22 protein-coding genes are annotated in these 22929 nt (G+C 34.0%); 4 read left to right on the forward strand and 18 right to left on the reverse strand.

All coding sequences use genetic code 11. The features are described from left to right. Window positions 1-290: 290 nt before the first annotated feature. Window positions 291-839 carry a GNAT family N-acetyltransferase gene (locus tag PVA17_RS17140; RefSeq protein ID WP_132357919.1) on the forward strand — a complete coding sequence of 183 codons (549 nt, stop codon included), beginning with the start codon at window positions 291-293 and terminating at the stop codon, window positions 837-839. A 132-nt stretch (window positions 840-971) separates the two neighbouring features. Here PVA17_RS17140 and PVA17_RS17145 read toward each other — a convergent pair whose 3' ends face one another. Continuing rightward, entirely contained in the window at window positions 972-2048 is a 1077-nt protein-coding gene (locus tag PVA17_RS17145; RefSeq protein WP_274068384.1) for an undecaprenyldiphospho-muramoylpentapeptide beta-N-acetylglucosaminyltransferase, read from the reverse strand. Window positions 2049-2566: 518 nt separating this feature from the next. On the opposite strand from PVA17_RS17145, the gene PVA17_RS17150 reads away from it, so the two are divergent. Further along, window positions 2567-3202, forward strand: coding sequence for a cyclase family protein (locus PVA17_RS17150; RefSeq protein ID WP_274068385.1), 636 nt, complete (start codon window positions 2567-2569; stop codon window positions 3200-3202). Between the two features lie 229 nt (window positions 3203-3431). Here the strand turns inward: PVA17_RS17150 and PVA17_RS17155 are convergent, their stop codons facing one another. The 12 genes from PVA17_RS17155 to fabZ form a co-directional block, all read right to left on the reverse strand. After that, entirely contained in the window at window positions 3432-4004 is a 573-nt protein-coding gene (locus tag PVA17_RS17155) for an NPCBM/NEW2 domain-containing protein (protein WP_132357925.1), read from the reverse strand. A gap of 601 nt (window positions 4005-4605) precedes the next feature. Next, the gene (locus PVA17_RS17160; RefSeq protein WP_274068386.1) at window positions 4606-5154 is read right to left on the reverse strand and encodes a hypothetical protein; all 549 of its coding nucleotides are present in this window, start codon (window positions 5152-5154) and stop codon (window positions 4606-4608) included. Between the two features lie 354 nt (window positions 5155-5508). After that, window positions 5509-6219: a CAP domain-containing protein gene (locus tag PVA17_RS17165; RefSeq protein ID WP_274068387.1), complete on the reverse strand. Its 711-nt coding sequence runs from the start codon at window positions 6217-6219 to the stop codon at window positions 5509-5511. A gap of 337 nt (window positions 6220-6556) precedes the next feature. Continuing rightward, a complete protein-coding gene (locus tag PVA17_RS17170) occupies window positions 6557-7462 on the reverse strand; it encodes a CobW family GTP-binding protein (protein ID WP_132357931.1) in 906 nt (301 codons plus the stop codon). Between the two features lie 82 nt (window positions 7463-7544). Continuing rightward, window positions 7545-9050, reverse strand: a complete 1506-nt coding sequence (locus tag PVA17_RS17175) for a lmo1851 family serine protease (RefSeq protein WP_132357933.1) — start codon at window positions 9048-9050, stop codon at window positions 7545-7547. A 352-nt stretch (window positions 9051-9402) separates the two neighbouring features. Next, window positions 9403-10137, reverse strand: a complete 735-nt coding sequence (locus PVA17_RS17180; RefSeq protein ID WP_274068388.1) for a peptidoglycan recognition protein family protein — start codon at window positions 10135-10137, stop codon at window positions 9403-9405. Window positions 10138-10346: 209 nt separating this feature from the next. Continuing rightward, complete coding sequence (locus PVA17_RS17185; protein WP_483308032.1) at window positions 10347-11111, reverse strand: GNAT family N-acetyltransferase; 765 nt, start codon at window positions 11109-11111, stop codon at window positions 10347-10349. 411 nt (window positions 11112-11522) lie between these two features. Next, window positions 11523-12263 carry a polysaccharide deacetylase family protein gene (locus PVA17_RS17190; protein WP_132357937.1) on the reverse strand — a complete coding sequence of 247 codons (741 nt, stop codon included), beginning with the start codon at window positions 12261-12263 and terminating at the stop codon, window positions 11523-11525. A gap of 650 nt (window positions 12264-12913) precedes the next feature. Next, window positions 12914-13387 carry a hydroxymyristoyl-ACP dehydratase gene (locus tag PVA17_RS17195; protein ID WP_274068389.1) on the reverse strand — a complete coding sequence of 158 codons (474 nt, stop codon included), beginning with the start codon at window positions 13385-13387 and terminating at the stop codon, window positions 12914-12916. A 190-nt stretch (window positions 13388-13577) separates the two neighbouring features. Beyond that, the gene (locus tag PVA17_RS17200; protein ID WP_274068390.1) at window positions 13578-14489 is read right to left on the reverse strand and encodes a D-alanyl-D-alanine carboxypeptidase family protein; all 912 of its coding nucleotides are present in this window, start codon (window positions 14487-14489) and stop codon (window positions 13578-13580) included. Between the two features lie 301 nt (window positions 14490-14790). Then, complete coding sequence (locus PVA17_RS17205) at window positions 14791-15546, reverse strand: glycosyltransferase (RefSeq protein WP_274068391.1); 756 nt, start codon at window positions 15544-15546, stop codon at window positions 14791-14793. 524 nt (window positions 15547-16070) lie between these two features. Then, on the reverse strand, window positions 16071-16496 hold the full coding sequence (gene fabZ / locus PVA17_RS17210; protein ID WP_132357947.1) for a 3-hydroxyacyl-ACP dehydratase FabZ: 426 nt from the start codon (window positions 16494-16496) through the stop codon (window positions 16071-16073). Between the two features lie 371 nt (window positions 16497-16867). Here fabZ and PVA17_RS17215 point away from each other — a divergent pair, with 371 nt between their 5' ends. Further along, the gene (locus tag PVA17_RS17215; RefSeq protein ID WP_274068392.1) at window positions 16868-17488 is read left to right on the forward strand and encodes a LysE family translocator; all 621 of its coding nucleotides are present in this window, start codon (window positions 16868-16870) and stop codon (window positions 17486-17488) included. A 44-nt stretch (window positions 17489-17532) separates the two neighbouring features. Here PVA17_RS17215 and PVA17_RS17220 read toward each other — a convergent pair whose 3' ends face one another. The 4 genes from PVA17_RS17220 to PVA17_RS17235 all read right to left on the reverse strand — a co-directional run bounded on the left by PVA17_RS17220 (window position 17533) and on the right by PVA17_RS17235 (window position 20172). Further along, window positions 17533-18075, reverse strand: a complete 543-nt coding sequence (locus PVA17_RS17220) for a GNAT family N-acetyltransferase (protein ID WP_274068393.1) — start codon at window positions 18073-18075, stop codon at window positions 17533-17535. Between the two features lie 248 nt (window positions 18076-18323). Continuing rightward, complete coding sequence (locus tag PVA17_RS17225) at window positions 18324-18497, reverse strand: hypothetical protein (protein ID WP_248719055.1); 174 nt, start codon at window positions 18495-18497, stop codon at window positions 18324-18326. A gap of 576 nt (window positions 18498-19073) precedes the next feature. Beyond that, the gene (locus PVA17_RS17230; RefSeq protein WP_132357953.1) at window positions 19074-19421 is read right to left on the reverse strand and encodes a YkgJ family cysteine cluster protein; all 348 of its coding nucleotides are present in this window, start codon (window positions 19419-19421) and stop codon (window positions 19074-19076) included. A 508-nt stretch (window positions 19422-19929) separates the two neighbouring features. Then, window positions 19930-20172 carry a hypothetical protein gene (locus PVA17_RS17235; RefSeq protein WP_274068394.1) on the reverse strand — a complete coding sequence of 81 codons (243 nt, stop codon included), beginning with the start codon at window positions 20170-20172 and terminating at the stop codon, window positions 19930-19932. A 575-nt stretch (window positions 20173-20747) separates the two neighbouring features. Between PVA17_RS17235 and PVA17_RS17240 the strand changes: the two genes are divergently transcribed. Then, complete coding sequence (locus PVA17_RS17240; RefSeq protein WP_132357957.1) at window positions 20748-20927, forward strand: hypothetical protein; 180 nt, start codon at window positions 20748-20750, stop codon at window positions 20925-20927. Between the two features lie 344 nt (window positions 20928-21271). On the opposite strand, the gene PVA17_RS17245 is transcribed toward PVA17_RS17240, so the two are convergent. Next, window positions 21272-22141 (reverse strand): hypothetical protein, encoded by an 870-nt coding sequence (locus PVA17_RS17245; RefSeq protein ID WP_274068395.1) that lies wholly within the window; start codon window positions 22139-22141, stop codon window positions 21272-21274. Window positions 22142-22929: the final 788 nt, after the last annotated feature.

Below are 22929 nucleotides of genomic sequence, written 5' to 3' on the forward strand. Positions count from 1 at the left end.
ATTTTTAACTATTTATGCAATTATTTATTTTTCAGAATTTACCGACTAATAAACTTATTTTTTGTTTTAGCGAGGAAAATGATTGCATAAAGCAGTACGAATGTTATATTATATTAAAAAAACTAGCCTTTTTTCGGTATGGTCGAAAAATCAGTAAGACAGCGGGAGATTATGGATATCATAGTTTTAACGTCTAGTTCTTTGGGTTTTAATTCCAGTACGAATTTTAGTTTTCTTCTTTATGTTTTAAAGGAATTGTTTTAACTACCCTAGTAAAGGAGGCGTTTCGTATGCTTAAACATCGAGACCTACATGAATGCACAGAGCTCTATGAGCTATTATCACACCCTTCTGTTTTCCCTTTTGTCCGTCAAAAAGCCACATCAGCTGATGAATATTGGTTTATGACAAAACAACTGATTGAAGAAGAAGCGAAGGGACTCGCTATTTCAAGGACAATTACTGATGATTGGGGTCAACCAATCGGCACCATTAGCATTCATGATGTCGAGGATGGTGCAGGCTTTTTAGGAACGTGGATTGGACTCCCTTATCAAGGGCAAGGTTATAACCAAAAGGCGAAAATGCTTTTTTTGAATGAACTTTTTTTTGACTATAACTTCCATACGGTATTTCTCCGTATTCGTGTTGAAAATATAAAATCACAGCGTGCAGCCTTAAAGCTACCCTATATTATGAGCGCGAATGAAAGTCACCCAACATTATTAACACAGGTTAATAGCGGTGAGGCGCAATTTAATTTATATAAAATTCCAAAAGACTTGTTCTACCTTACAACAGCCAATCAAATGGCAGAAGGCGAAGAACAAGCGATGTAATCTACTTTGGATTTTCATAAAAAAAGCTATGTGTTCTGTCTTGAGACATGCACATAGCTTTTTCTGTTTGCTACTATTAATTGCTGTATTGTGCTTAAGTACAAACTTTGCATTAGGCACTGACTACCAAATCTACTTTTTATATTGTAAAATCAATTTTGCCATTTCTTCTGGCGTCTTCGGTCTTTGTGTTTTCTCCATTATTGCAACCATTTCTGCTTTACGCTCTGTTAACACATGAACCGATTTTTTAAAGGATTCCTTTGTTAACTCTTCCTCTTGCAATACTTCCGCGTAACCCTGTCTTTTAAATAAGTTGGCATTTAATATTTGGTCACCACGACTTTTCTGTGCAGATAATGGTACTAATAACATCGGTTTGTGAAGTGCTAAAAATTCAAAAATCGAATTGGAGCCAGCACGTGAGACGATAAAGTTTGCCGCATGTAATAAATCCGGGAATTCTGTTGTCACATATTCAAACTGCTTGTAACCAGGTATAGACTCTAATGATTTGTCGTAATTTCCTTTACCACATAAATGAATGATCTGAAACTGTTTTACAAGCTCCGGTATATTTTGACGGAGCGCGTCGTTCAAGACAACTGATCCTAGACTCCCACCCATCACAAGAAGAACAGGTTTTAATGTTGTAAAGCCACATAATGATAACCCTTTTGCTCGATCTCCCATAAATAACTCTTGGCGAATAATGGAGCCTGTGCAAGTTGCCTTTTCTTTCGGTAAGTGCTGTAAGGTTTCTTCAAAAATCGTGAAAATGTGTGATGCAAATGGTAGTGCAAGTTTATTGGCCAAGCCAGGTGTAACATCTGATTCATGAATGACTACAGGAACACCAGCAAGTTTTGCAGCCATGACAACGGGTACAGAAACAAAGCCCCCCTTTGAAAAAATGACTTGGGGTTTCACTTTTTTGATAATACGAAAAGCCTGCATAATTCCAGCAAGCACTTTAAAAGGATCTGTAAAATTTTTCATCGAGAAATAACGACGCAATTTCCCACTTGAAATACCGTAAAACGGAACATTTGGAAACGCCTCGCCTATTAATTCTTTTTCAATGCCCTCGTCTGAGCCAATATAATGGACATCATAACCTAGCTCTTGTAAAGACGGGAGTATCGCTTGATTGAGCGATACATGACCAGCTGTCCCTCCACCGGTTAAAATGATTGTTTGTTGTTTCACATTAATTCTCCTATTCCATCAATTAGGCATTAGCATAATTGCGTCCGGAATCGACTTTGTACTTAGGTTTGCAGATGTTGTTTGCACGAAAACGTAGTGCTATCGCAGCGACAGCAACTGTTTTGTCTGTGCGAAAGCGCAGCGACAGCAACAACAACAACAGTTAGCCGTTATCGCATGGATGCGTTGTTTTTTAGGCTAACATCCTTTTTTAAATACTTTCCGATTCCGTGACATCCGCTTGTAGCCATACTACTTTTTGTATACAGTCTTTTATTTTACTATATGCGGACGAAAAGATATAGATGAAGCTTTTAATTTCTTTAAGTAAACGTCTTTAGTACCGAAAACGCAGCGACAGATATATTTCTTCTTGTACCTCTTTGGTGTAGGTATATAAAAACCGCTAAGCTGGAAATAACGCATCTATGTTATCCGCTTAACGGTTATTTAAACCTAACAAAGTGGCTTTTTTTAATGGTACAATTAATAAATCTTAATTACAGCGAGGTATAATAATGAAGATTATTGATTTAACTCATACATTAACTGAAAAAATAACAGTCTACCCAGGCACTGATCAACCATCATTAACAATAATATGTAATCATGAATCTGACGGATTTAAAGAAACAGCTTTAACTTTGACTTCACATACTGGCACGCACATGGATGCGCCAAATCATATTTTTAAAGACGGTATTACATTAGATGTAATCTCAGTGGAACAATTTGTAGGTAAAGGTTTGGTCATCGATTGTAGTGATCTTACAGAAGGTCAAAAAATAACTTTAGACAGAATTTATAAGGTAAAGGAAAGAGCTGATCAAGCTGATTTTCTTTTATTTTATACAGGATGGGATCAATACTGGGGAACAGATAAGTATTTTGGTGACTACCCTCACATGACAGAAGAGGTTGCTGAATACCTAATTCAAAGTAATAAAAAAGGTGTAGGGCTCGATGTCATAAGCATCGACTCAATGACAAGTTTAACAAACCATAAGAAAGTACTATTTGACTCTAATTTTGTCATCGTTGAAAATTTAACTAATCTCGGTGAAATCGGCAATGAACTGTTCACGTTTTATGCCCTACCAATGAAATACGAAAATGCTGATGGTGCTCCTGTCAGAGCTATTGCAATATTATAAGAACATGCAATAACCAGGTACTCAATCGAGCGCCTGGTTATTAGTTTATTGCTCCGGAACTTTTTCGAAATTAAATCCGTTAAAAGAGACAATTCGTCATGATCCTGTACTTGCTTTTTCGAGATACTACACTTTACAGTGCAATGTTGGCTCCACCCATATAACATCTCGGTTTACATGGGTAACAACCTGGAAACCAAACTCTACATTCGCAAGTGACTTGTATTTTTTATTTAAACAATTTCGCATCTGCCCAGTCGGCATGATCATTGTCAATATTATCATTTGCATTAAACGCAACTAACTCAAGTGTATTTTTTCCCGCAATATCTACTTCCACATGTTCAGCTGGTTCGTTGGATTTTTTTACCGGACTTATATATAAAATTTTACCATCGGCAATTATCACAAAATTCACAGAACCATGACCTGGCGCTACTTGATCATCTATTCCTACATCAACTGTAAATTTAGTATACTGTCCATTCAAATTATACTTAATTGAACTATTTGCATGCGAGCCAATCCCTTTGTCATACTTCACACCTTTAATAGATAACTGTGTTTTATAAAACGATTGGTTTTTATTATAAGAAAAATAATCAGGTGTCATTTGCTCAATATCTCCTGTAACTGAAACTGGCGTTAATTCATCACTTAAATACACAGAGACAGGTGCAGCTAAAGTAGTTGTATTCCCGCTTACAAAAAATGTACCAATAGTAAGCATTAAAACCACAGCCAAACTTAATACATTAAATCGAAAACCTTTTGGATTAAAAACATGCTTTGTGTTTTTCAAATCATATCCCCTTTCGATTTTGAAGTACAATCATATCTTTACATAAATAACCAAAATTTTCAAGAACTTTACTTTTATAATTAGGATCAACAGCAAAACGTGTGGTTGATTTCCGTTCCGACCGGGCGCTTTGTTGCTGCCGCTACGTTAACACTACGCTTTCGCACAGAAAACATCCGCTGCGCTGCAGGGTCTCGGGCCAACACGATGTTGGTCACGAAGGCGCTATCACAGGATGTGATGCTTTTAGCCTTCGTTCCTCTATTGCTAATCCCCGAGGAGTCGCCCAGTCTCCACTCCAATCAACTATTTACATAGTAGACGTTTTAACAAAAATCATCCACATTTTTTGTGATGAACCTATAATTGTAAATATTGTTAAAAATCAAAATTAGAATATAAAATAAAAACGTAATCACTTTATTACATTGACCTACTGTCTATGAACATTTTTCTCGCTCCTCGCTAGAACGTTTGATTTTAATTTTAATTACCTCAGAATAAACGCTCGCATTTTGTAAAAAGAAAATAATATGAAATTAAAAAAACTCAGGTACTCACATTTAGTGAGCCCTGACTTTTGATTACCGGATAGTTATTTTCAAAAAAGAAGAGTTCGTTGAAACTGATGATGTAATACTGTATTCCCTTCTTGAGGAATTCCTGAATTATTTATCCCCCATGTATTAAAGATAACAGGGTCACCGGGAGCTAAAGAGGGTATAACCGGATCAGGTGGGTGCATTACAAACACCTCATAAACAGGGTCAACTGATTGCCATGCATTTTGCGGAGTTGCATGAACGGTGAGGAGTTTTTTAGCTGGAATAGTAAATGTAAGAGGCTTAGGTATTCCATTAAAAAGTGAAGGTTGGGATTCTCCACATAAAAAAGCGTCCTTTGGCATTTCAGCTTGATCACAACTTTGCCAATCTATTACTGACACTGTCACTGTTTGAGATGTATTTGTTCTATTTAGAAGCGTAACCACAATCGTCTCTGTTGCTGGATTTCTCCATATTGCTCCTGTCGTAAAATTATTAGGAACTTGAGGTTGAGCAGAACTACCGAAACAAACTGGACATGAAGAAACTTTATTTAATCGAAATACATTATTGTTGCAATCACAATTGCATGAGGATTTTTCCATTTCACTACTCCCTTAAATTCAATTGATAATAATAGGATATGACTATTTATCAATATAGTTTAGGAATACTAGATATTAATTGTATGGTTTAATTGATTCGGCATTCAATAAAATGCTTCATTTCGAGAATAGCGTTATTAGCAACCGCCTGTGTCGTGTATGTTCGTGCGATTAGCTGCCTCTTTATTGATTATGCACATTAATAACACCAAGGAAGGTTTTTTACAACACAAAAGTGAAAAAATCTCTCTACCTACCAAGCATAAATTTCCGCTCAATTATGTAGTATAAAAAAAGATGTCCACTAAGCCTTTTACGTCTTAGTGGACACTCTATTATTCAATAAAGCTATTATTATTTTTGGATAAATTGTTGTGTCCAGTAGTTACCTGACTTCACATAGCCAACACCAATATGCGTAAATTTCTCATTTAAAATATTCGCGCGGTGACCTGGTGAATCCATCCAAGCTTGTACTACTTCTTGAGGTGTACGTTGACCTTGTGCAATATTTTCACCTGCACTCTTATACGTAATACCTAAAGCTTTCATACGATCAAATGGTGAACCGAATGTTGGGCTTGTATGTGAAAAATAGTTTTTAGATTGCATATCTTGTGATTTTTCACGAGCAGCTGCCATCAGTTGATCATCCGTTTTAAATGGTGCTAAACCAGCTTTTGTACGTTCTGCATTTGTTAATTTTACAACCTCTTGTTCAAAAGCATTCACATCTGAAGTAGTTGTTGATGGTTTAGATTGAGTTGGTGCAGTAGCTGCATTATCTTTTTGAGCTGTTTGTGTATTGTTAGTTGTTGCTTGTGTATTGTTAGTTGGTGTTTGATTTTTTTCTGGTGCTTGAGTTTCTTTTGATGGTGCTTGTGTTTGCGGTACATTTACATACCACTTATAATTTGACCATTGATTATTTGACCATTTATGATAAGAAACTTTATTACAGTCTGATGTTGTGTTCCCCTCTGTAGTATTTGCTGCAGCGGAAGCCATTTGAATTGGAGCTGCTAATAAAAATGTTGCACAAATTGCAGTTAGTGTTTTTTTCATTTTTGCAATTCCTCCTTCTCTGCAAACAATCGTAAAGGACGAATTTAATAAATTTCTTACCAGCATCTGCTAACAACACCATTGGAGACATAAATTCGCATCAAACAGAGGGTTTTTGACTATAATTTTTAGCAAGTTCCACCAGCCTATGAAATACTTACGTTTCAAATAGGGTTGACACTTCTAAAAAACTATTAAATATTTTCAATATTCAAGTAGCTATACGTCCTCCTTTATTTTACTAATCCACAAAAAAATCTGCCATGATTACTACTTTAACGAGACAACTATTAGTAGTAATCAGCAGATTTTATATGTCTATATATAGTGAAGCCTACTATTTATTAATACCTATAACATTTAAGCTACTTACATCTTCACCAATAATAACGAGTTTCGCAGGCATTTTTACGTATTCTGGAAGCCATTGGACCATGCCATACGCATATTGAAACAGGAAAGGATTTTTGACACCTTCTAATGGCACATAACCTTTCATTCGATACACGGTTTCAGGCAATGTGCGTACCCAATCCTCAAATTGCTCCTGTGTAAAGTCAACGTCATTAAATTCAACTAATCGTGAACCGAGATGCATTGATGCTATTGGGGTTTTTACAACGTCTTGTTTATCCACCTGAGCTGTTGCCTTTAAATCTTCTAATAAACGTAACGGTACTCGACCATTTGTAGTTTGCAAAATAAAGGCATGAGGATTAAAGCCTTGTAGCTCATAAACAACCTGTGCCTGCTCTGCCTCTGTTAATAAATCCGTTTTATTGGCCAGCAATAAATGTGCATGACGGATTTGCTCCATAAATAAGGAGCGCACTTGTGGGGTTAATGTTTCTCGATTTAACCACAGCTTCGAGTCAGCAACCGTAACAATTCCTTTGATATTTAACTGTTCCGCAAATAACGGTGAATAAACAGCGTCTAAAGCTTCAACAGGATGTGCAGCACCAGTTGTTTCTATAATTAAGACATCAAAGTCACTATCTAATAGAAGAGATTGAATTTGTGCCTCTGTTTTTTCAGCGCCAGAGCAGCAAATACAGCCCTCTAGCATTTCCTTTAGCGGAATATCCTTTTCCACAGCCTGTGAGTCAAATGGAAGCTTGCCAAGCTCATTCATAATGACAGCAGGCTTTAAATTTTTTTCCTTTAGTTGTCGAATAACATCTGTTAGCATGGATGTTTTTCCGCTACCTAAAAAGCCACTAAATAAGTATACGTCCTTCACAATTATTACCTCCGATAAAAAAAGCTGTCGCAAAAGGCCACTTGAGACGCCTGCTGCGACAGCTACTTTGTTAGTTTGTAGTTTACTCAGTTTTTGCTGGTGTACCAGTAAGCAGTTCTTTTGCTTTTAACAATTGAGGATCATCTGCTTTTATTTTAGCACGTAATGCATCCATTAAAGCATACGTTGTATCGCCAGTTAAAACGCCAGTTTCTTCAAGACCACTTGCAGCTTGCAGTTTTTTTACTGCACGTTCTGTGTTTTGATCAAAAATACCGTTTGCTTTACCAGGCTCATATCCTAAAACTTCTAGCATCTCTTGTGCCGCTTTTACAGAGTTAGACTGCATATCCTTTTTCATTTCCATAGATGGATCTAAATATGGTAATGATGCATAAGATGGGTATGACACTTTAACATCTGGAGCAATTCCTTTTTCGTGAATCCAGTTACCATTTGGTGTTAGCCATTTACCTGTTGTGAATTTTAGGTTAGAGCCATCTTTTAATGGTGTGACGTTTTGCACTGTACCTTTACCAAATGATGTTTCTCCAACAATTTTAGCACCGACAGATTCTTTTAATGCTCCAGCTAATATTTCAGACGCAGAAGCACTGCCGCTATCAACAAGGACTGTTACTGGAATATTATATTTTTTACCAGCAATAGCATTGGTAATTTTCGGCTCTTCATCTTTTTGTTGTACTTGGACAATCGGTTTACCTTCTGGAACAAATAAATTCGAAATTTCTATTGCAGCATCTAGGTAACCACCTGGATTTTGGCGTACATCTAAAACGATACCTTTCAAGCCCTTACCTTCGTAATCTGCAAGAATTTTCTCAAATTCTTTTGCTGTATCTTCACTAAATGACGTGATTTGAATATGGGCAATATCCCCTTCAAGCATTTCACCATAAACTGTTTCAACCGGAATTTCATCACGGACAATTGTCATATTAAGAGGCTCAGCGTTTCCTTCCCTTTTCACGGTTAATTTTACTGGTGTGCCTTTTTCCCCACGAATACGAGCTACCGCTTCAGATGCACTTAACCCATGAATGCTTTTTCCATCTACAGTTAAGATAATATCTTTCGGTAATAGCCCCGCTTTTTCAGCAGGTGAATTTTTAATAGGTGACACAACTGTAATAGAGCCGTTACGCTCTTGAATTTCCGCACCAATTCCTTGGAAACTAGAAGACAAACCAGACTTAAATTGATCTGCTTCTTCCTTCACCATGAAATCAGAATACGGATCACCTAAAGCGTCAAACATGCCATTAATTGCGCCATCGACCACTTTCGCATCGTCGATATCTTTGTAATAGTTGTTTTTAAGCAAATCATAGGCTTCGTACAATTTTGAAAATTCCTTACGCACAGTCGGTACTTTTACTTCCACTGCTTTCTTATCTCCAAATGTTAACGCAAATATTGTTAAGCCTGCAGTAATAAGGATTGTAAAGAACATCAGCATAATAAATTTAAACGGTTTCATTTGTATAAATTGTCCTGCTGGTTTCACTTCAGTAGGGGGTGTTTGTTCTGACTGCTGTTCTATACTATCTTTTTTCTGTTCATCCATCTTGATTGTCACCACTCTCATATACACTAACTTGTTGTCACACTATTACCATCTTAACAGGTTATAGAGAAGACGAAAAGAAAAAGACTGTCAAAATTTCACGACAAATCTTGTCCTACAACAATCTTCATAAAATCCAGCATTCTTAGTCACTATATTGTTAGGCACATTATTCTATGTAGATGTTATTGCTTTAGATTTTGTAAAGTAAAGGTGCCCTTGAAGCACTTCTAAAGGCACCTCTATTATCTGCTAAGTTGAAGGTATATAATGGTACTGCTTTTCTATTTTACCCGTTTCCTCGAAGCAGTCAACTAAAATCCTCATAGAATATTAGAAATTACATATCCTCCTATGCATCTTTAATATACGTAACTTGCGCCAATTTAGCATTTTTTATTTTCACCTCTGCATTTTTAGCTGCATTGATTCCTGTAAAAGTTCCTGTTCTAATACGATAATTTGCACCGTCCTGCTCAATGTAAACAAGCCAACCGAATGTTTTTTTCATCACCTGTGCCGCGCTTTCTGCTGCTGTAAGCATACTATACGTTCCCGTGAAAATTCGATATTTTTGTGTTTCTACTGGAGGTATTTGAGTATCTCCAGCTTTTTTTACCATGTCGATAAATTGTGACCAAGGTACTTTTCCAGCACGAATATTACGAGGGCAATTTTTCCCACTAAAATCATAGTGTTGAACAATATTTTGAATTGTTATATTTTCATCTTTTACAATTTTCGCGATAAGATTCACCGCATTGTCCACCGCTTTTAAATAATCTCCATCGCTATTTACGCAAATTTCCACCTGAATCCCTTGACTATTACCAACATACGTTCCTGTTGCCCAGCACTCCCAAAAATGTTCAAAGGATTGTACAGCTTCTTTGTCATCTACTTGCCAATGCCAACTAGCTTCCCTATTGTTACCATTTATTTGTAGACGTGCATGTGCGTCAGCATCAGCACCAACGCTCGTATTGTCGGTTTCATGAACGACAATATACTTTTTTGCATTATTTTTACCATTTGTAATATTCATTGCTTGTGAAGTAGATACTAGTTTTTGGCGTATTGTTACCAAAGGTTTCCCCCCCTTCTTTTTGTCATAATTAAAAAGCGGGATCATTGAACTTTAATCATACTATCTTACCTTTTGAGTTCGAAAATAGATATTAAGTTCACTCTATATTATGAACCTTTTGTAACTTCTACTATGTTTTTATAAGCATTAATAACCATATATTCGCACTAAAAATTTATTGACTATTTTGGGTGAGCGCTGAGCCGTTTTTAACTCAGTTCTTTTAATTTTTTTATAACAGAATGTACTGTTAGTCTATGAAAAGTTAGAAGCTGCCCTTTATAAATGACAGAAAAAATACCGTACGGGGTGGGTGATAATGCCATCAACTTTTCTCTATCCTTAAGATCAACAAGCTGAACTTGTATATTCAATTTATTTGCACCAGCTATAATATTTTCTGTTGCGATTTCAACATATGGACATTGGAATGACCGTAAAATCGTTAAGTCGTTAAATTTTTTTAATCTGTCCTCCCAATCATTCGGAAAATATGGTTGTTCGACTTCGTTGCTCAATGGGTAGATAAGTAATTCAAAATCATAGGGCGCCGTATCTATAAGTTGAAAATCGTTTTTCAAAAAAATCTCTTTACTTGGTGCCCATGACGTTTTTGAATTCGTAATAACAACAACCCCTTTTTTTGCTAGCTTTTTGGCATCTTCTATACATTTATTGATTAATCGAGTTCCGTAACCTTTTCCAACTGTACTTACCCATAAACAGTGAATCACTAAATAACCGTCTGCATATACCACTCTTGAGGAATTTTCTGCTTCTGTATATTCAATAAACCCAACTTGTTTTTTATTGTCGATTACTTGCACATATTTCAAGCCTTCCTCAAATCTATTGTTCAGCCATTTGTTCTTATTTAAATATCCGCTTGATTTCTTCTTACTTCTAAGACAAAAACTCCCAGTTCCCTCTAAAAACTCATTATTACATTCAACTAATTCAACGTTACACAACAATACCAACCCCCCTCGTATCTTTAGGGTAATTGTACCTTTTTTGAATGATGAACAAAATATATGATTGATTTCCGTTCCGGTTGGGCGCTTTGTTGCTGTCGCTTCGCTTTCGCACAGATAAAAACATTTGTTGCTGTCGCTTCGCTTTCGCACAGTTAAAAGCATTTGTGCTATCGCTCCGCTTTCGCACAGATAAAAGCATTTGTTGCTATCGCTTCACTTTCGCACAGACATGGCTTTCTGGGGGCGTCCAATAAGCCGCTTCACTCACGTTGCTCTATCATTTCTAGAAAATGAAAAATCAGGCTATTTACAGCTTTAGCCTGATTTCCCAACGGAAAAAAATTATTAATTTTAACAAAAATATTATTTGAAATTCTAAATTTAAAAACAAACGTACATATTTGAAGCCTATTTGTTTTTGTCTTTTTTATTTTGCACTTCGAGTAATTCAGAAACTGTGACAAATTTATATCCTTGCCTTTCCAGCTCAGGAATTATTTTTTCTATTGCTTTTACGGTTTGATGACGATTTCCGCCTCCATCATGAAAAAGAACGATATTTCCTTCTTTGACACCATTTAGCACAGTGTTAACAATTCTATTCGTACCTGGACTTTTCCAATCTAAAGTATCTAAATGCCATGACCACATAACAACTTTATATCCTTCTTTAGCAATCGCTTGAATCATTGAATCTGAATACTGTCCTTCAACAGGTCGGAATAGAGTAGGCTTAAATCCTGTGATGTTCTGAATGACGTCATTCGTTTGATTTATTTCATTTAGTAAATTCGGCACATTCGTCCTTAGAGGATGCGTAAATGTATGGTTGGCTAATTCATGACCTTCCTTATACATTCTTGATATGACCTCTGGATTTTTTTGCGCATTTTGACCAACAATAAAGAAAGTAGCTTTCGCATGATATTTGGCTAATACATCTAAAATCTGAGATGTGTATTTCCGATGTGGACCATCATCGAAAGTAAGGGCAACAATTTTTTCATCCGTATTGATCTCCCAGACAATTTGTCCTGCTTCTTCATAATACTTCCTTCCTTTATTTTCATATTTCTCTGCGCCGACTATTGCATTAAAAAAGGAAACAGTTAAAAGGCAAATAGGCAATAAAAACAGGAGTTTTTTCAAATCTTCACTTCCTCAAATAAAATATTTAGTACCTTATTATTTGAGGAATGTTAAAAAAAATGCTCTTTTTTGATTTTTTGTTGCAGTGTATACTTCAGTAATAGCAGTTAGAGGATTTTGAATTAAAACGTAGGATACTTTTTATCACTGACTAAATAGCGAATCCTGTTACTAACGATTCAAAAACTGCTCATTCATTTTAAATTTCTGTTTCAAATGATGTTCCAAATGTTCAAGATAATCTTGACTAAGCCACTGTAGAGTTCTTAGTTGATTATTTTCAAAGCCACATTTTAGAGCAAGCTTTTCATTAGGAATTTTTTCATAACATATATAATTTTTTATTTAAGCTCACCCATATTTCATTAAAAGGTAAACTCTTGATACCCTTGAATTTTCACCCAATGAACTTGGTCATACGGTGTTAATAGAAAGGGTTGCTTTTCGTATTGTATTTTAATGAACCTATCCAGATCAATAATGGCTGAGTCGCATCTAATCTTATTTTGACCACTTTTGAGGCGCTGATCGTTGTGAAATCTCTAGTTCAGACATATGACGAAATTCGCTAGGAATGTTATCAATCCAAAAAAGTAATTGATCTATAATTCTAGGCACATTTTTCACACCCCTATTGCTATTGAAATTAGCTATTTATAAAAACTTAAATAATAGTCAATTAATTTAATGACTTCATATATTTTTTTATATTCTTTTTCTATTTTATAGGAAATAAACAATATAGCTAAATTAAAACTTAAAACTGCTAGAGCGACGATTTGGACAAGTGAAATCCCAGTCATCAATTTAATATTGATTGCTGAGGCAATTATTGTAATCAATGATAAGATGACACCACATAATGTAATAAAAATCGGCTTTGATCTAATAATTTCATTTGCTTGCAATTTTAAAACATCTAGTAAAAAACGAATTTCTTGCAAATTATATTGTTGATCAAAAATGACGAAATAGGACATATAAACATCGTTTGTTATATTTTCATTCAATATATTTTTATGAATTTTTCTCACTAATCGATCACAAAAATCTTTATCTAATGCTTTTTCAGGTACGAATAGTTCCTCTTTATTTTCAAAAACATTTGTGCCGGGATGCTTCAAACCCCTCATCCTCTCATACTGGTTTACCTGATTTAATGACCTTATTAGGAAAACTCTTTTATAACTAAAACATAGTCACCCAAATTTTTCAGATATTTAAATTATATGAAGGGATGGAAAGGTAGTATGTTAGTTTGGATAAAAATTTTATTGGAAGTTTAGTGACTGCGGGAAACGTACATAAAGATCCTTAGTAAAGTTGTTGATAGACAGCTAATGCATCCGTAATATTGAACTGCTCTGTTCGTGAATCACCTTGAGCACCTACTGTTACTAGAATATACTCCTCGCCTTTAATTGTCGCTAAACTCGCTAAACATAATCCTGCTTGCTCTGTGTAGCCAGTTTTGCCGCCAATTATTTCACCCCTTGTATTTTCAATAGCCTTCAAATTTTTAAACATTCGACTCGTCACCGTCATTCCCTCTGTATGAAGATTCGTTGACTTTATTGAGTATCTTTCCGCCGTATAAATATCTCGAAAGGTGTTATTAGTTAAAGCATATTGTAAAAGTATCGAAATATCTTTCACACTCGTATAATGATCAGGATGATGGAGTCCTGTTGCATTCACAAAATGTGTGTTTTTCATCCCTAGTTGTTTAGCTTTTTCGTTCATTAACTTTACAAATTTACTCTCCGATCCAGTAATGTAATCTGCTAAGCCAATAGAAGCATCCGCACCTGAAGGTAGCATTGAACCATAAAGTAAATCTTCTGCTGTTACCTCCTCATTAGGAAGAAAGCCTGCCATAGAAGCATTTTCTTCATATAAATTTTTAAATATACTTTTAGGAAGGATAATCTTTTCCTGTAAATTCGAGATATTTTCAATTGCAACTAAAACCGTCATGATCTTCGTCAAAGAAGCTGGATAAATGATTTCGTCACTATCTTTGTCCAGTAAAATCTTATTTGTGTCTAAGTTCACTAATATAGCATTTGAGCTTTGTAAATTTACATGAAGATTTATTTCACCTTTTTTGGGCATTTCCAGCAGAGGATTATCTATTTGTTGGAATGGATATTCTTTTACAAACATGTACACCAGAAAAATAATCATCAGTAAAATGAAGCTATAAAATCCTTTTCTTTTAAACATAAAAACAACTCCTTCTATCTAACCTCTATTGAAACATAAAAGAAGGAGTTCTTGTTTTAATAATCTATGAAAGAATTCTTAAGGTTTCTTAAGAATTCGTTGGAAGCATAACAGTACTTGAAGCTCATATTGTTCCTCTATGAACACGGACTATTTCATTGGCAATTGCAAGACCAAGACCAGCTCTACACTATCATGCAAAGTCTTATTATTTAGAAAATCCAAAGAATCACACATAAAAACCACTCGTTTGATGAACGAAGTGGTTTAAGAATTATTATGTTGAAATAAAGATGGTTCATTATCTCGCTTGATCATCATAATAGGCTTCATTCGCAGCCTTTTCATTTGTGCCCTTTATATAAGCTAAAATCACATCTGGCCTTTTTAGTAACATCCAGTCACCATAATGGTCAAATCGTCTGCACGAAGTAATCATTCCATTTTTAATCGTTCCGTATTTTTTACCGTGCTTCTTGCCCCACTGTTTTAAACGCTTAGCAAAATCAGCATCTTCAGCCATTAGCATATTTTCATTAAAACCATTTATTGCCTGAAAGTCTTTTTTATAGCACCAAAAAATCCCTACAGAAATAAAACCATACTTAATCAGTAAAGGAACAATTAGTAGCATGCTAGATACTACTATACCTAAAGACATTCTTTCAAAATTTCCGTTCACGCCTCCTCCAATGAATTGGTTGGATGCTAAGTGCTTTTCAACTTCAGTTAGCATGTGCTCTGTCATTCGAGTATCAGCATCAATTGTAACGAGAATTTCGCCTTTTGCTAACGCGGCTCCAGCATTTCTAATTTTAGATAAATTTTTATCGGTATTTTCCAATGTCACACAATTGTAGGATTGTGCAATTTCTTTCGTTTTATCGGTACAACGGTTTAACACAACAATAACTTCTACTTGTTCTTTATATGGTTGTGCTGCCTTTGCAATCGACTCTAGACACCCTCCAATATAGTTTTCTTCGTTATGAGCAGGTATTATAATTGAAAATTTCACATCATGAACATCTTTTATAAAAGGTGTACTTTCCGACATATAAAATCTCCCCTAGTTCTCGTTATTTTAATTTAAGTATACATGTAAACGCTTTCCTCAATATTTTTATTTTTGGGTTTTTATGTCTATTCTGTAACAATATTTACACTGTAGTAAAATGAATTAAGTTCCATTTTGACATCACATTCAATTTTTCGGTCAAAAAAATAGAGTTGATTTTGTGATTATCAACTCTTTCGTCTTATTTTATTTAGGGTTGTTATTCATTAGAACTTCTTTTATTTGATCTGCTTGAGATGAAAATCGCCGTTGAAAAAATAAACATTCCAGTACATAGCCACATTGTTATCCCATCCCATTGACCGTTGAATATTGTAATATTTGTGAGGATGATAAATTGCATGACACAAGTTGCTATATATAGCGCTAAGGGATAGTTCATGAAACCGCCTCCATTCGAAGTCTCCATTTATTATATTATTCAATAAATACTGAAAAAATTCTTTCAATAATGAACAAGAGTACTGCAAAAAAATCATTGCAGTACTCTAAATCGGATAGGCTTAACTTCCAAATGCGAAAATAAGCTCTGTTTCACAAGCTATTTCTCCGTCAACTGTTGCAATTCCTCGCCCTTTACCAATGGCACCCTTTAAGCGTGTAATTTCCACTTCAAGACGCAATTGATCACCAGGTTTAACTTGTTTTTTAAAGCGACAATTGTCAATACCCGCCAGTAATCCAAGTCGGCCTTGATTTCCTTCTTTTGTGAGCATAATAATGGCACTTACTTGAGCTAATGCTTCGACAATTAACACACCTGGCATCACTGGATAATTCGGGAAATGTCCATTAAAAAATTCTTCATTGATCGTTACATTTTTAATGGCTACCGCTCTCTTCCCCTCTTCTAATTCCAATACTCTATCCACTAACAAAAACGGATAACGATGTCTAATAACTTCTTGTATTTGTTGAATATCTAACATAAAAAAACCTCCAATAATATTGTCACCTAATTCTATCATTAATTATTAGTAGTTGGTACTATTTTAAGTTTAAAATAAAAGCCACAATCCCATGGGTGTGACTATATATTTTTTAATAATAATCTTGCTTTTCATATCTCAAATAATCGGAGGCTGCTCCTAGTGCATCAACAAAAACACTATCTCCCAACATTATACAAATATAATCAAATCATTTTCTGATTTTTATAAATTGTTGTTTTCACTTCTTTTCAACATTTCATTATCGACAGGTATATAGAAGATAGCATATAATATTTTTTGCATTCAATAAGTTAATTATATTATTCTCTTAATTGAATGTTTAGTTTATTAGAATAGGATGGATAAATATGTTATCTTTTATTGCAATAGTTCTTCTTTTATTTTTAATTCCCGGTCCAGCTGTTATCATTACTATTACGCAAACGTTGAAAGGTGGTAAAAAGAACGGTATTTTCACCGCACTAGGCATTGGATTAGGTGATTTAGTTCATACGTTAGCAGCTGTATTAGGATTATCAGCAATTTTAATGAACTCTGCCACTGCATTTGAGATAGTGAAATATATTGGTGTTGCCTACCTAGTTTATTTAGGTATTCAAATGCTCTTAACAAAACCACAAAAAATAGAACAACCAACTGTTGAACAAAGTTCGGCAAGTTCTTCGTTCCGACAAGGTTTTTTAGCGGAGATTTTAAATCCAAAAACTGCATTATTTTTCTTAGCGTTTTTACCACAGTTTGTTCAGCATAATGGTCAATCGATCACTGTTCAATTATTGATTTTAGGCATTACTTTTGTTGTCATGAGTGCTTTATATACTATTTTGTTAGCTATTATTACAAGCTTTATTGGTGAAAAAATTTTTACGAAGACAACAAACAATGGCTCACGTTGGATTGAAAAGGCAGTTGGTTTCGTTTATATAGGTCTAGGCGTTAAATTAGCACTTCAAACTCAAAGTAGATAATATATAGTTTCTTAGGGAGAACACGATAAATACGTGCTCTCCTTTTATATTTCAAGAACAAGTCCCATCTCAACTCTTACTTCTTTTTTTTCAATATCATTATTGGAGTAACTTAATAAATCACATCCAATAAGTTGAAATCCATACTTTTTGTAAAATTGAATTGCAGGATAATTAGAAGTTTGGGTTTCTAAAACGATCGCCCTTACCCCTATTTCTGTTGCTCGCTTTTTCACCAAAGCCATGAACTTACTTCCAATTCCTTTATGTAGATGAGATTGATCAATATGAATATCATTAATTCTTAACACATTATGCCACTTCTCTTGGCTGATGCTAACAATTCCAACTTCTTCTTCATTTAATTCAGCAATATAGCATTCAATATCTTCTATATGATCTTCAAAAATTTCTCCTTCCAAATACTTGTGAAACGGGGTTTCGAAATGTTTTAACGTAAAATCAATTGCCCAGCCATTTTCTCGTTCTTTATAAACAACATCATAATAGTTATTGGAGACGTATTGATAGGTAATTTTTTTACCGTTAGGATAGTGTTCTTTATATATCCTTTTTATTTGAAACAACTTTAATCACCCTTTACATAGAAAATTGGTATAACTATAAGTTACAACTTGAATAGCTGATTACATTCCATATAACCACATTTGGATTTTTGGATCATTTGAATACACGTGTGCTGTTCCGTATTCATTTCTCGTTGTACGAGCTTACTTCTACTTTTCGCAAATTAGCCCTATTAATGCTGTATTATGTACAAACTTATAGACCCTTAGCAAACCAAAGGTCTATAAGCTTGATGTGCCTATTCTATTTATTGTTTAGGTGTATTTGCGGTTAGTGGATTACTATTTGCTACCAATTGTACTGGTGTCGTGCCTTGTTGAGCAGACTGTGTCATTGGTTGTTCATTATTCATTAGCCCAAAGCGTTTCATTACACCAAAAAGCGCCGCGCCGCCTATAATGCCCCATGCTAAAAATCTCACTGACGAAAACCTCCTTTCTCCATACTGAATTTTTAAAACAGCTTTAGTATTGGAAATCCTATGCGGTTTATACTGTGTTAACTGAACGAGTTTTTTGTTCATTTTACAGATTATTTGTAAAAATGAATACAGTAGAATAAAATAGGATAAATTTCAAATTAATATTAAAATTCTTCAATTGATGAAATCCCACAAATAGAAATATTATATGAAGAACTTTTTTAGAAATGTCAAAACTCCAACCTCAAACAGGATGTAGAGTTTCTTAAAAACATAATTTTGGGAGAAAAATCAGATATTTTTGTTGCTGAATTACATAACAACATTGTAGGATTTTTAAATTAGATTGCTTGGAGTTAAGGTTTTTTACCAGAAACTATTGGCGCTATTAACATGTATGACAAACATGGATTTATTGAACTATGCTAACAGAGCTTTAAGATATGTAAGATGTTAGAGCCTGCGTTAAACAAAGTGCGAAAGTATAGCGACAGGTACATAAGTTTGGTCAAGAAAAGTTATCTAAACTAGCAATCATCTCACTACATATAATGGAGTGAAATTCTGCTGGAGAAGTTAAATAAAATCTTTCCAAGTAAAATCAATACTTAAAATACCAATTGGAAGTTCGGTAGCACTATAGTTTTTTTCAATGGCCACTTTTGGTTTACGGAAACATACAAGATTATTATAATAACCAAAAGCTCTGCAAATAGATGGACGTACCGAATGAATGCCACATCGGTCATTTATTTCGTCATAAAATATGCAGGTTCCATAAAAACGTTGTTGATTTTTTAAATCTTGGCGCATTTTTTTAGGCATCGCCTTAATTTTCTTTTTTATTTTCTTTAACTCTTGTTCTGTAATTGGAACAGGCCCACAACATATCCCTCTACAACCTTTACAAGGTAATTCTTCCATAAAACAATCATCCCCTAGAAAAAGCAAGTGTTTTAATTCGTTTATTAATTGGATTTTCCTTAATTAAGTCAAAAAATAGGACTCTCCTGGCCAGGAGAATCCTATTTTACACTTTAAATTAATAATTGTAAATTATAGCATAAATGAATTTTTTTGCCAATTTATTAGTCTTTATAATTTCTAGTATCTAGCATCATATTAAAATCCTCTTAAAACATCAGCTTTAAATTTAATAAGTTCTAGTCCTACAATTTACGCTTTATGGAAGTCACGCAATTTAATTTAACCTTTAATTACGAATAAAGGTTTACAATTTATCAATTAACTTCTATGGTAAAAATGTAAGAAGAACTTCCTTTTTCCCATCTTCCAGAGATAACAAATATATACGTGCCTTTTTCATTTGGTGCAGAAAAAACATTACCCTCAACTTTTATTTTTTTACTTTCACCCAAATGTTGCATTTCTACTTCTATTTCATCAATGGATTGTTTCTTAAAATTGATTTTTATTTCACTTTGAGGGGATACAGAAAATGGATTTTATTATTATCAATTATTGATGATGGAGAAATTTTATCAACACATTCTGAACCTGTAAATTTACTCCAACAATAAGTACCTTGTAATACTGTAATCTTTTTACCTTCTGACAATATAATTGGCTTAGGTGGACCAGCATTAAGTAACATGATAATCAACAGAAATGCGACCGTAAAAAAAGTAATTATACCTATCTTTACAGCTTTCATTTAAACCCTCCCACCAAGTATCAGAAAATTTAAAAGGGTCCCAAAACATTCCTTTCAACTTATATTACCATATAGGTAATTTTCCGTGGTTAACATACATAGAAAAGTAGCATTTGAAACTAATCTCCACTTATTTACTGTCATTTGGTGAGTTCCCTTGATGCGAAGGAAGTCTCCTAATTTAACGCTCTCTCCACAAAAATGCCAGCCATATTTTCCTGTTATTTTTTCTTCTTTACTATGCTTAAATACTAATAATTGCCGTTCACCAATGAAGCTATTTAGATGTGAAATATTCGCTTTCTTGCCACTCATTTTCTTTTGTTAAAACTTTATTCAACAAGTTTCGAACTATTTTCATGTTGAATTATGTCGTTGGACTCTTTATAGGCGCAACCTCTAATACCAATCCACGAATTGTAACGAAACCTATAATTCTTTTCACTTTTTCCCCTTTTATTGTGTAACGGTTATTTATCATTTTTGTTACAAAATTTATCCTTGTCATTTCCGTTATATTCTAAGTGTAATTGCACAATCTAAACTGTAACTAAACAATAACGGAGGTTATCGCAATGAAAAAATTCCTATTTATCGGAGCAATTTCAGCATTCCTGTTAACTGCTTGTTCTTCTCATGATGAAGCTCCAGCTAGTGAACAAGCGGAAGCAAAAGAAAAAACCGTCAATGCTGAGACAAAAGAAAATCTTGAGAAAAGTTTTTTATATGAATCGGAAGATCCGTTTACAAAGTGATTGAAGAGGACAGATAACTAATTAAGGTTATCTGTTCTTTATCGTGTATTTTCCAAATACATCCCATCACTGAAATCTCTTCGTTTAAAAAACACGTTATGGTTAATCGTTTTGGAGACTATTAATGTAATCAATCTTATCATGTGGAATTTAATCAATAATTTTTTCCTTAATTTTCAAATAAAATAAACTAATGGATTTAAGAATAGAAGAACTTGATGTACATAAAATTTTATAAAAACACCCAAATAAAAAAATAGATGTCGATTTGTATATATTAGAAAAAGTAGCTACTCAAGTTGAGCGCTACTTATTCTAATACCTTGTGTTTTATTTTGACTTCTTTAATAAGCAATTATACCTATATTTAGTAACGCATCTTCTGAAAACCAATTTGGACTATGCGAATTTCTTGTAAGTTCTTTTCCATTAGCTGAATTATAATAATGGACATCATATTCCTCTTGATCGTGTCTATAAGTTTCTTTTTCAGGTTTATTTTCTTTTTTAGCCAGAATATAATAAGAATATTGTGTACGTGTAGCTTTATAATACCCATTTAAAGAATCTTCTAGTACTGCATTGCGGAAACTAATACCCAGTGAGGTTAATAATATACCTACTGCAACGATAGGGTGCGTCCATATTATAGTGATTGCAGCAGCGACTACAGAAAGGGCCACATCCTTTTTAAAGTCAAATACATATTTATCAATTAAATCTTTTTTGCTTTTCCCATATAAAGAACCACATTGTTTTATTGCCTCCATACATTTAGACGCAATAAATGAATAAGGTCTAGGAAGAGTAGTCCCCTCAGTTATTGATGACTCTTCTTTGATAAAATCATTAACATTATATGTTTCTTTTACATTATTTTCAGTAAATATAATTTCTTCTGATTCAGATTGTTCAACGTCAACTATCTGATTGTAAATAATTTCATCAGAGTATTCTCCATCTTCCTCCATTACTCTGCTCGAATAATCAATTAATCTCCCATTTAAATAAGTATTAACCCTAAATTCATTATCGTTGATAAGATATTCTAATTTAGTTGTATTTCCTAACTCATCTACGAAACTTTCAACATATCCGTTACTTATACTTTCAGGAATTGATGATTTTTCTTCAGCTTGAGTTTGTAAAGGTTGTAAAAATGTTGATAAAAATAAAATCCCAACTAAAAAAATAGTGAAAATGCTACGCTTCATAAAAATTCCTCCTTCTACTTTTTATTACTAATTCAAATTTCTGCATAATTAAGTGGGAATCTGCGTTTCATAAAAAAATCTATCCTCCCATCATTTTCCACTTAATATAAATTTCTACAAATATCCCAAAATCCCTCTGCATTATTAAATATTATTTTAAATCTAGTTGAAAAATGCCTTGAAAAGCGTTGAACCCTAACATCAAGCAAAGTAACGTACCCATAAGTTAAGTAACCAAAGAATGCTGGAAATAAAAAAATCCACCTCATATAAGATGGATACTTCTAATTATTTTAATTGTTTATGTTAAATGTTCATTTTTATATTTCAGAACCTTGGATATCAGTAACTGTTCTGGAGTAAAGGAAACCTTGCTTTAATTCACTTTATACACTTTAGCTATATCCCCTGGTATCAAACTCTGTTGAATCTATAAGGTACAGTTTCATAGAAAACTGTCCATAACGAACCTGGAACGCCAGTTTGCTCTTCTGAAGCTCTATGAAAGCTACTATTAATTTTCTACCTTCACCTTTTTGGAAGGAATGTATATGTAATAATTCTAATACATAAGGAGAATTGTAGAATTTCAAAAATTTCTTACCCGTAGTATTCAAAGCAACATACATTATGGATTTTAAATTTTTAGAGACAAGACCGACTGAAGGTTCAGCTGGATTTAAAGCTGAAGCTAAGTAGAATTTAATCATCCCTTGATTAATTAAGCTTTTACTGAACTTTTTTTAGCTACTATTTAGAGCACCACCTTGTAGACCTTGCTTTAAAAC

Origin of the sequence: Lysinibacillus sp. CNPSo 3705, from assembly GCF_028674935.1 — a bacterium.
Taxonomy (GTDB): Bacteria; Bacillota; Bacilli; order Bacillales_A; family Planococcaceae; genus Lysinibacillus.

What these genes read in the sequence shown, in the direction of transcription:
- PVA17_RS17140 (WP_132357919.1), top strand. Translation starts at nt 291, where the DNA reads ATGCTTAAACATCGAGACCTACATGAATGCACAGAGCTCTATGAGCTA.
- PVA17_RS17150 (WP_274068385.1), top strand. Translation starts at nt 2,567, where the DNA reads ATGAAGATTATTGATTTAACTCATACATTAACTGAAAAAATAACAGTC.
- PVA17_RS17160 (WP_274068386.1), bottom strand. Translation starts at nt 5,154, where the DNA reads ATGGAAAAATCCTCATGCAATTGTGATTGCAACAATAATGTATTTCGA.
- PVA17_RS17165 (WP_274068387.1), bottom strand. Translation starts at nt 6,219, where the DNA reads ATGAAAAAAACACTAACTGCAATTTGTGCAACATTTTTATTAGCAGCT.
- PVA17_RS17175 (WP_132357933.1), bottom strand. Translation starts at nt 9,050, where the DNA reads ATGGATGAACAGAAAAAAGATAGTATAGAACAGCAGTCAGAACAAACA.
- PVA17_RS17200 (WP_274068390.1), bottom strand. Translation starts at nt 14,489, where the DNA reads ATGTTTAAAAGAAAAGGATTTTATAGCTTCATTTTACTGATGATTATT.
- PVA17_RS17205 (WP_274068391.1), bottom strand. Translation starts at nt 15,546, where the DNA reads ATGTCGGAAAGTACACCTTTTATAAAAGATGTTCATGATGTGAAATTT.
- fabZ (WP_132357947.1), bottom strand. Translation starts at nt 16,496, where the DNA reads ATGTTAGATATTCAACAAATACAAGAAGTTATTAGACATCGTTATCCG.
- PVA17_RS17215 (WP_274068392.1), top strand. Translation starts at nt 16,868, where the DNA reads ATGTTATCTTTTATTGCAATAGTTCTTCTTTTATTTTTAATTCCCGGT.
- PVA17_RS17230 (WP_132357953.1), bottom strand. Translation starts at nt 19,421, where the DNA reads ATGGAAGAATTACCTTGTAAAGGTTGTAGAGGGATATGTTGTGGGCCT.
- PVA17_RS17235 (WP_274068394.1), bottom strand. Translation starts at nt 20,172, where the DNA reads ATGAAAGCTGTAAAGATAGGTATAATTACTTTTTTTACGGTCGCATTT.
- PVA17_RS17240 (WP_132357957.1), top strand. Translation starts at nt 20,748, where the DNA reads ATGAAAAAATTCCTATTTATCGGAGCAATTTCAGCATTCCTGTTAACT.
- PVA17_RS17245 (WP_274068395.1), bottom strand. Translation starts at nt 22,141, where the DNA reads ATGAAGCGTAGCATTTTCACTATTTTTTTAGTTGGGATTTTATTTTTA.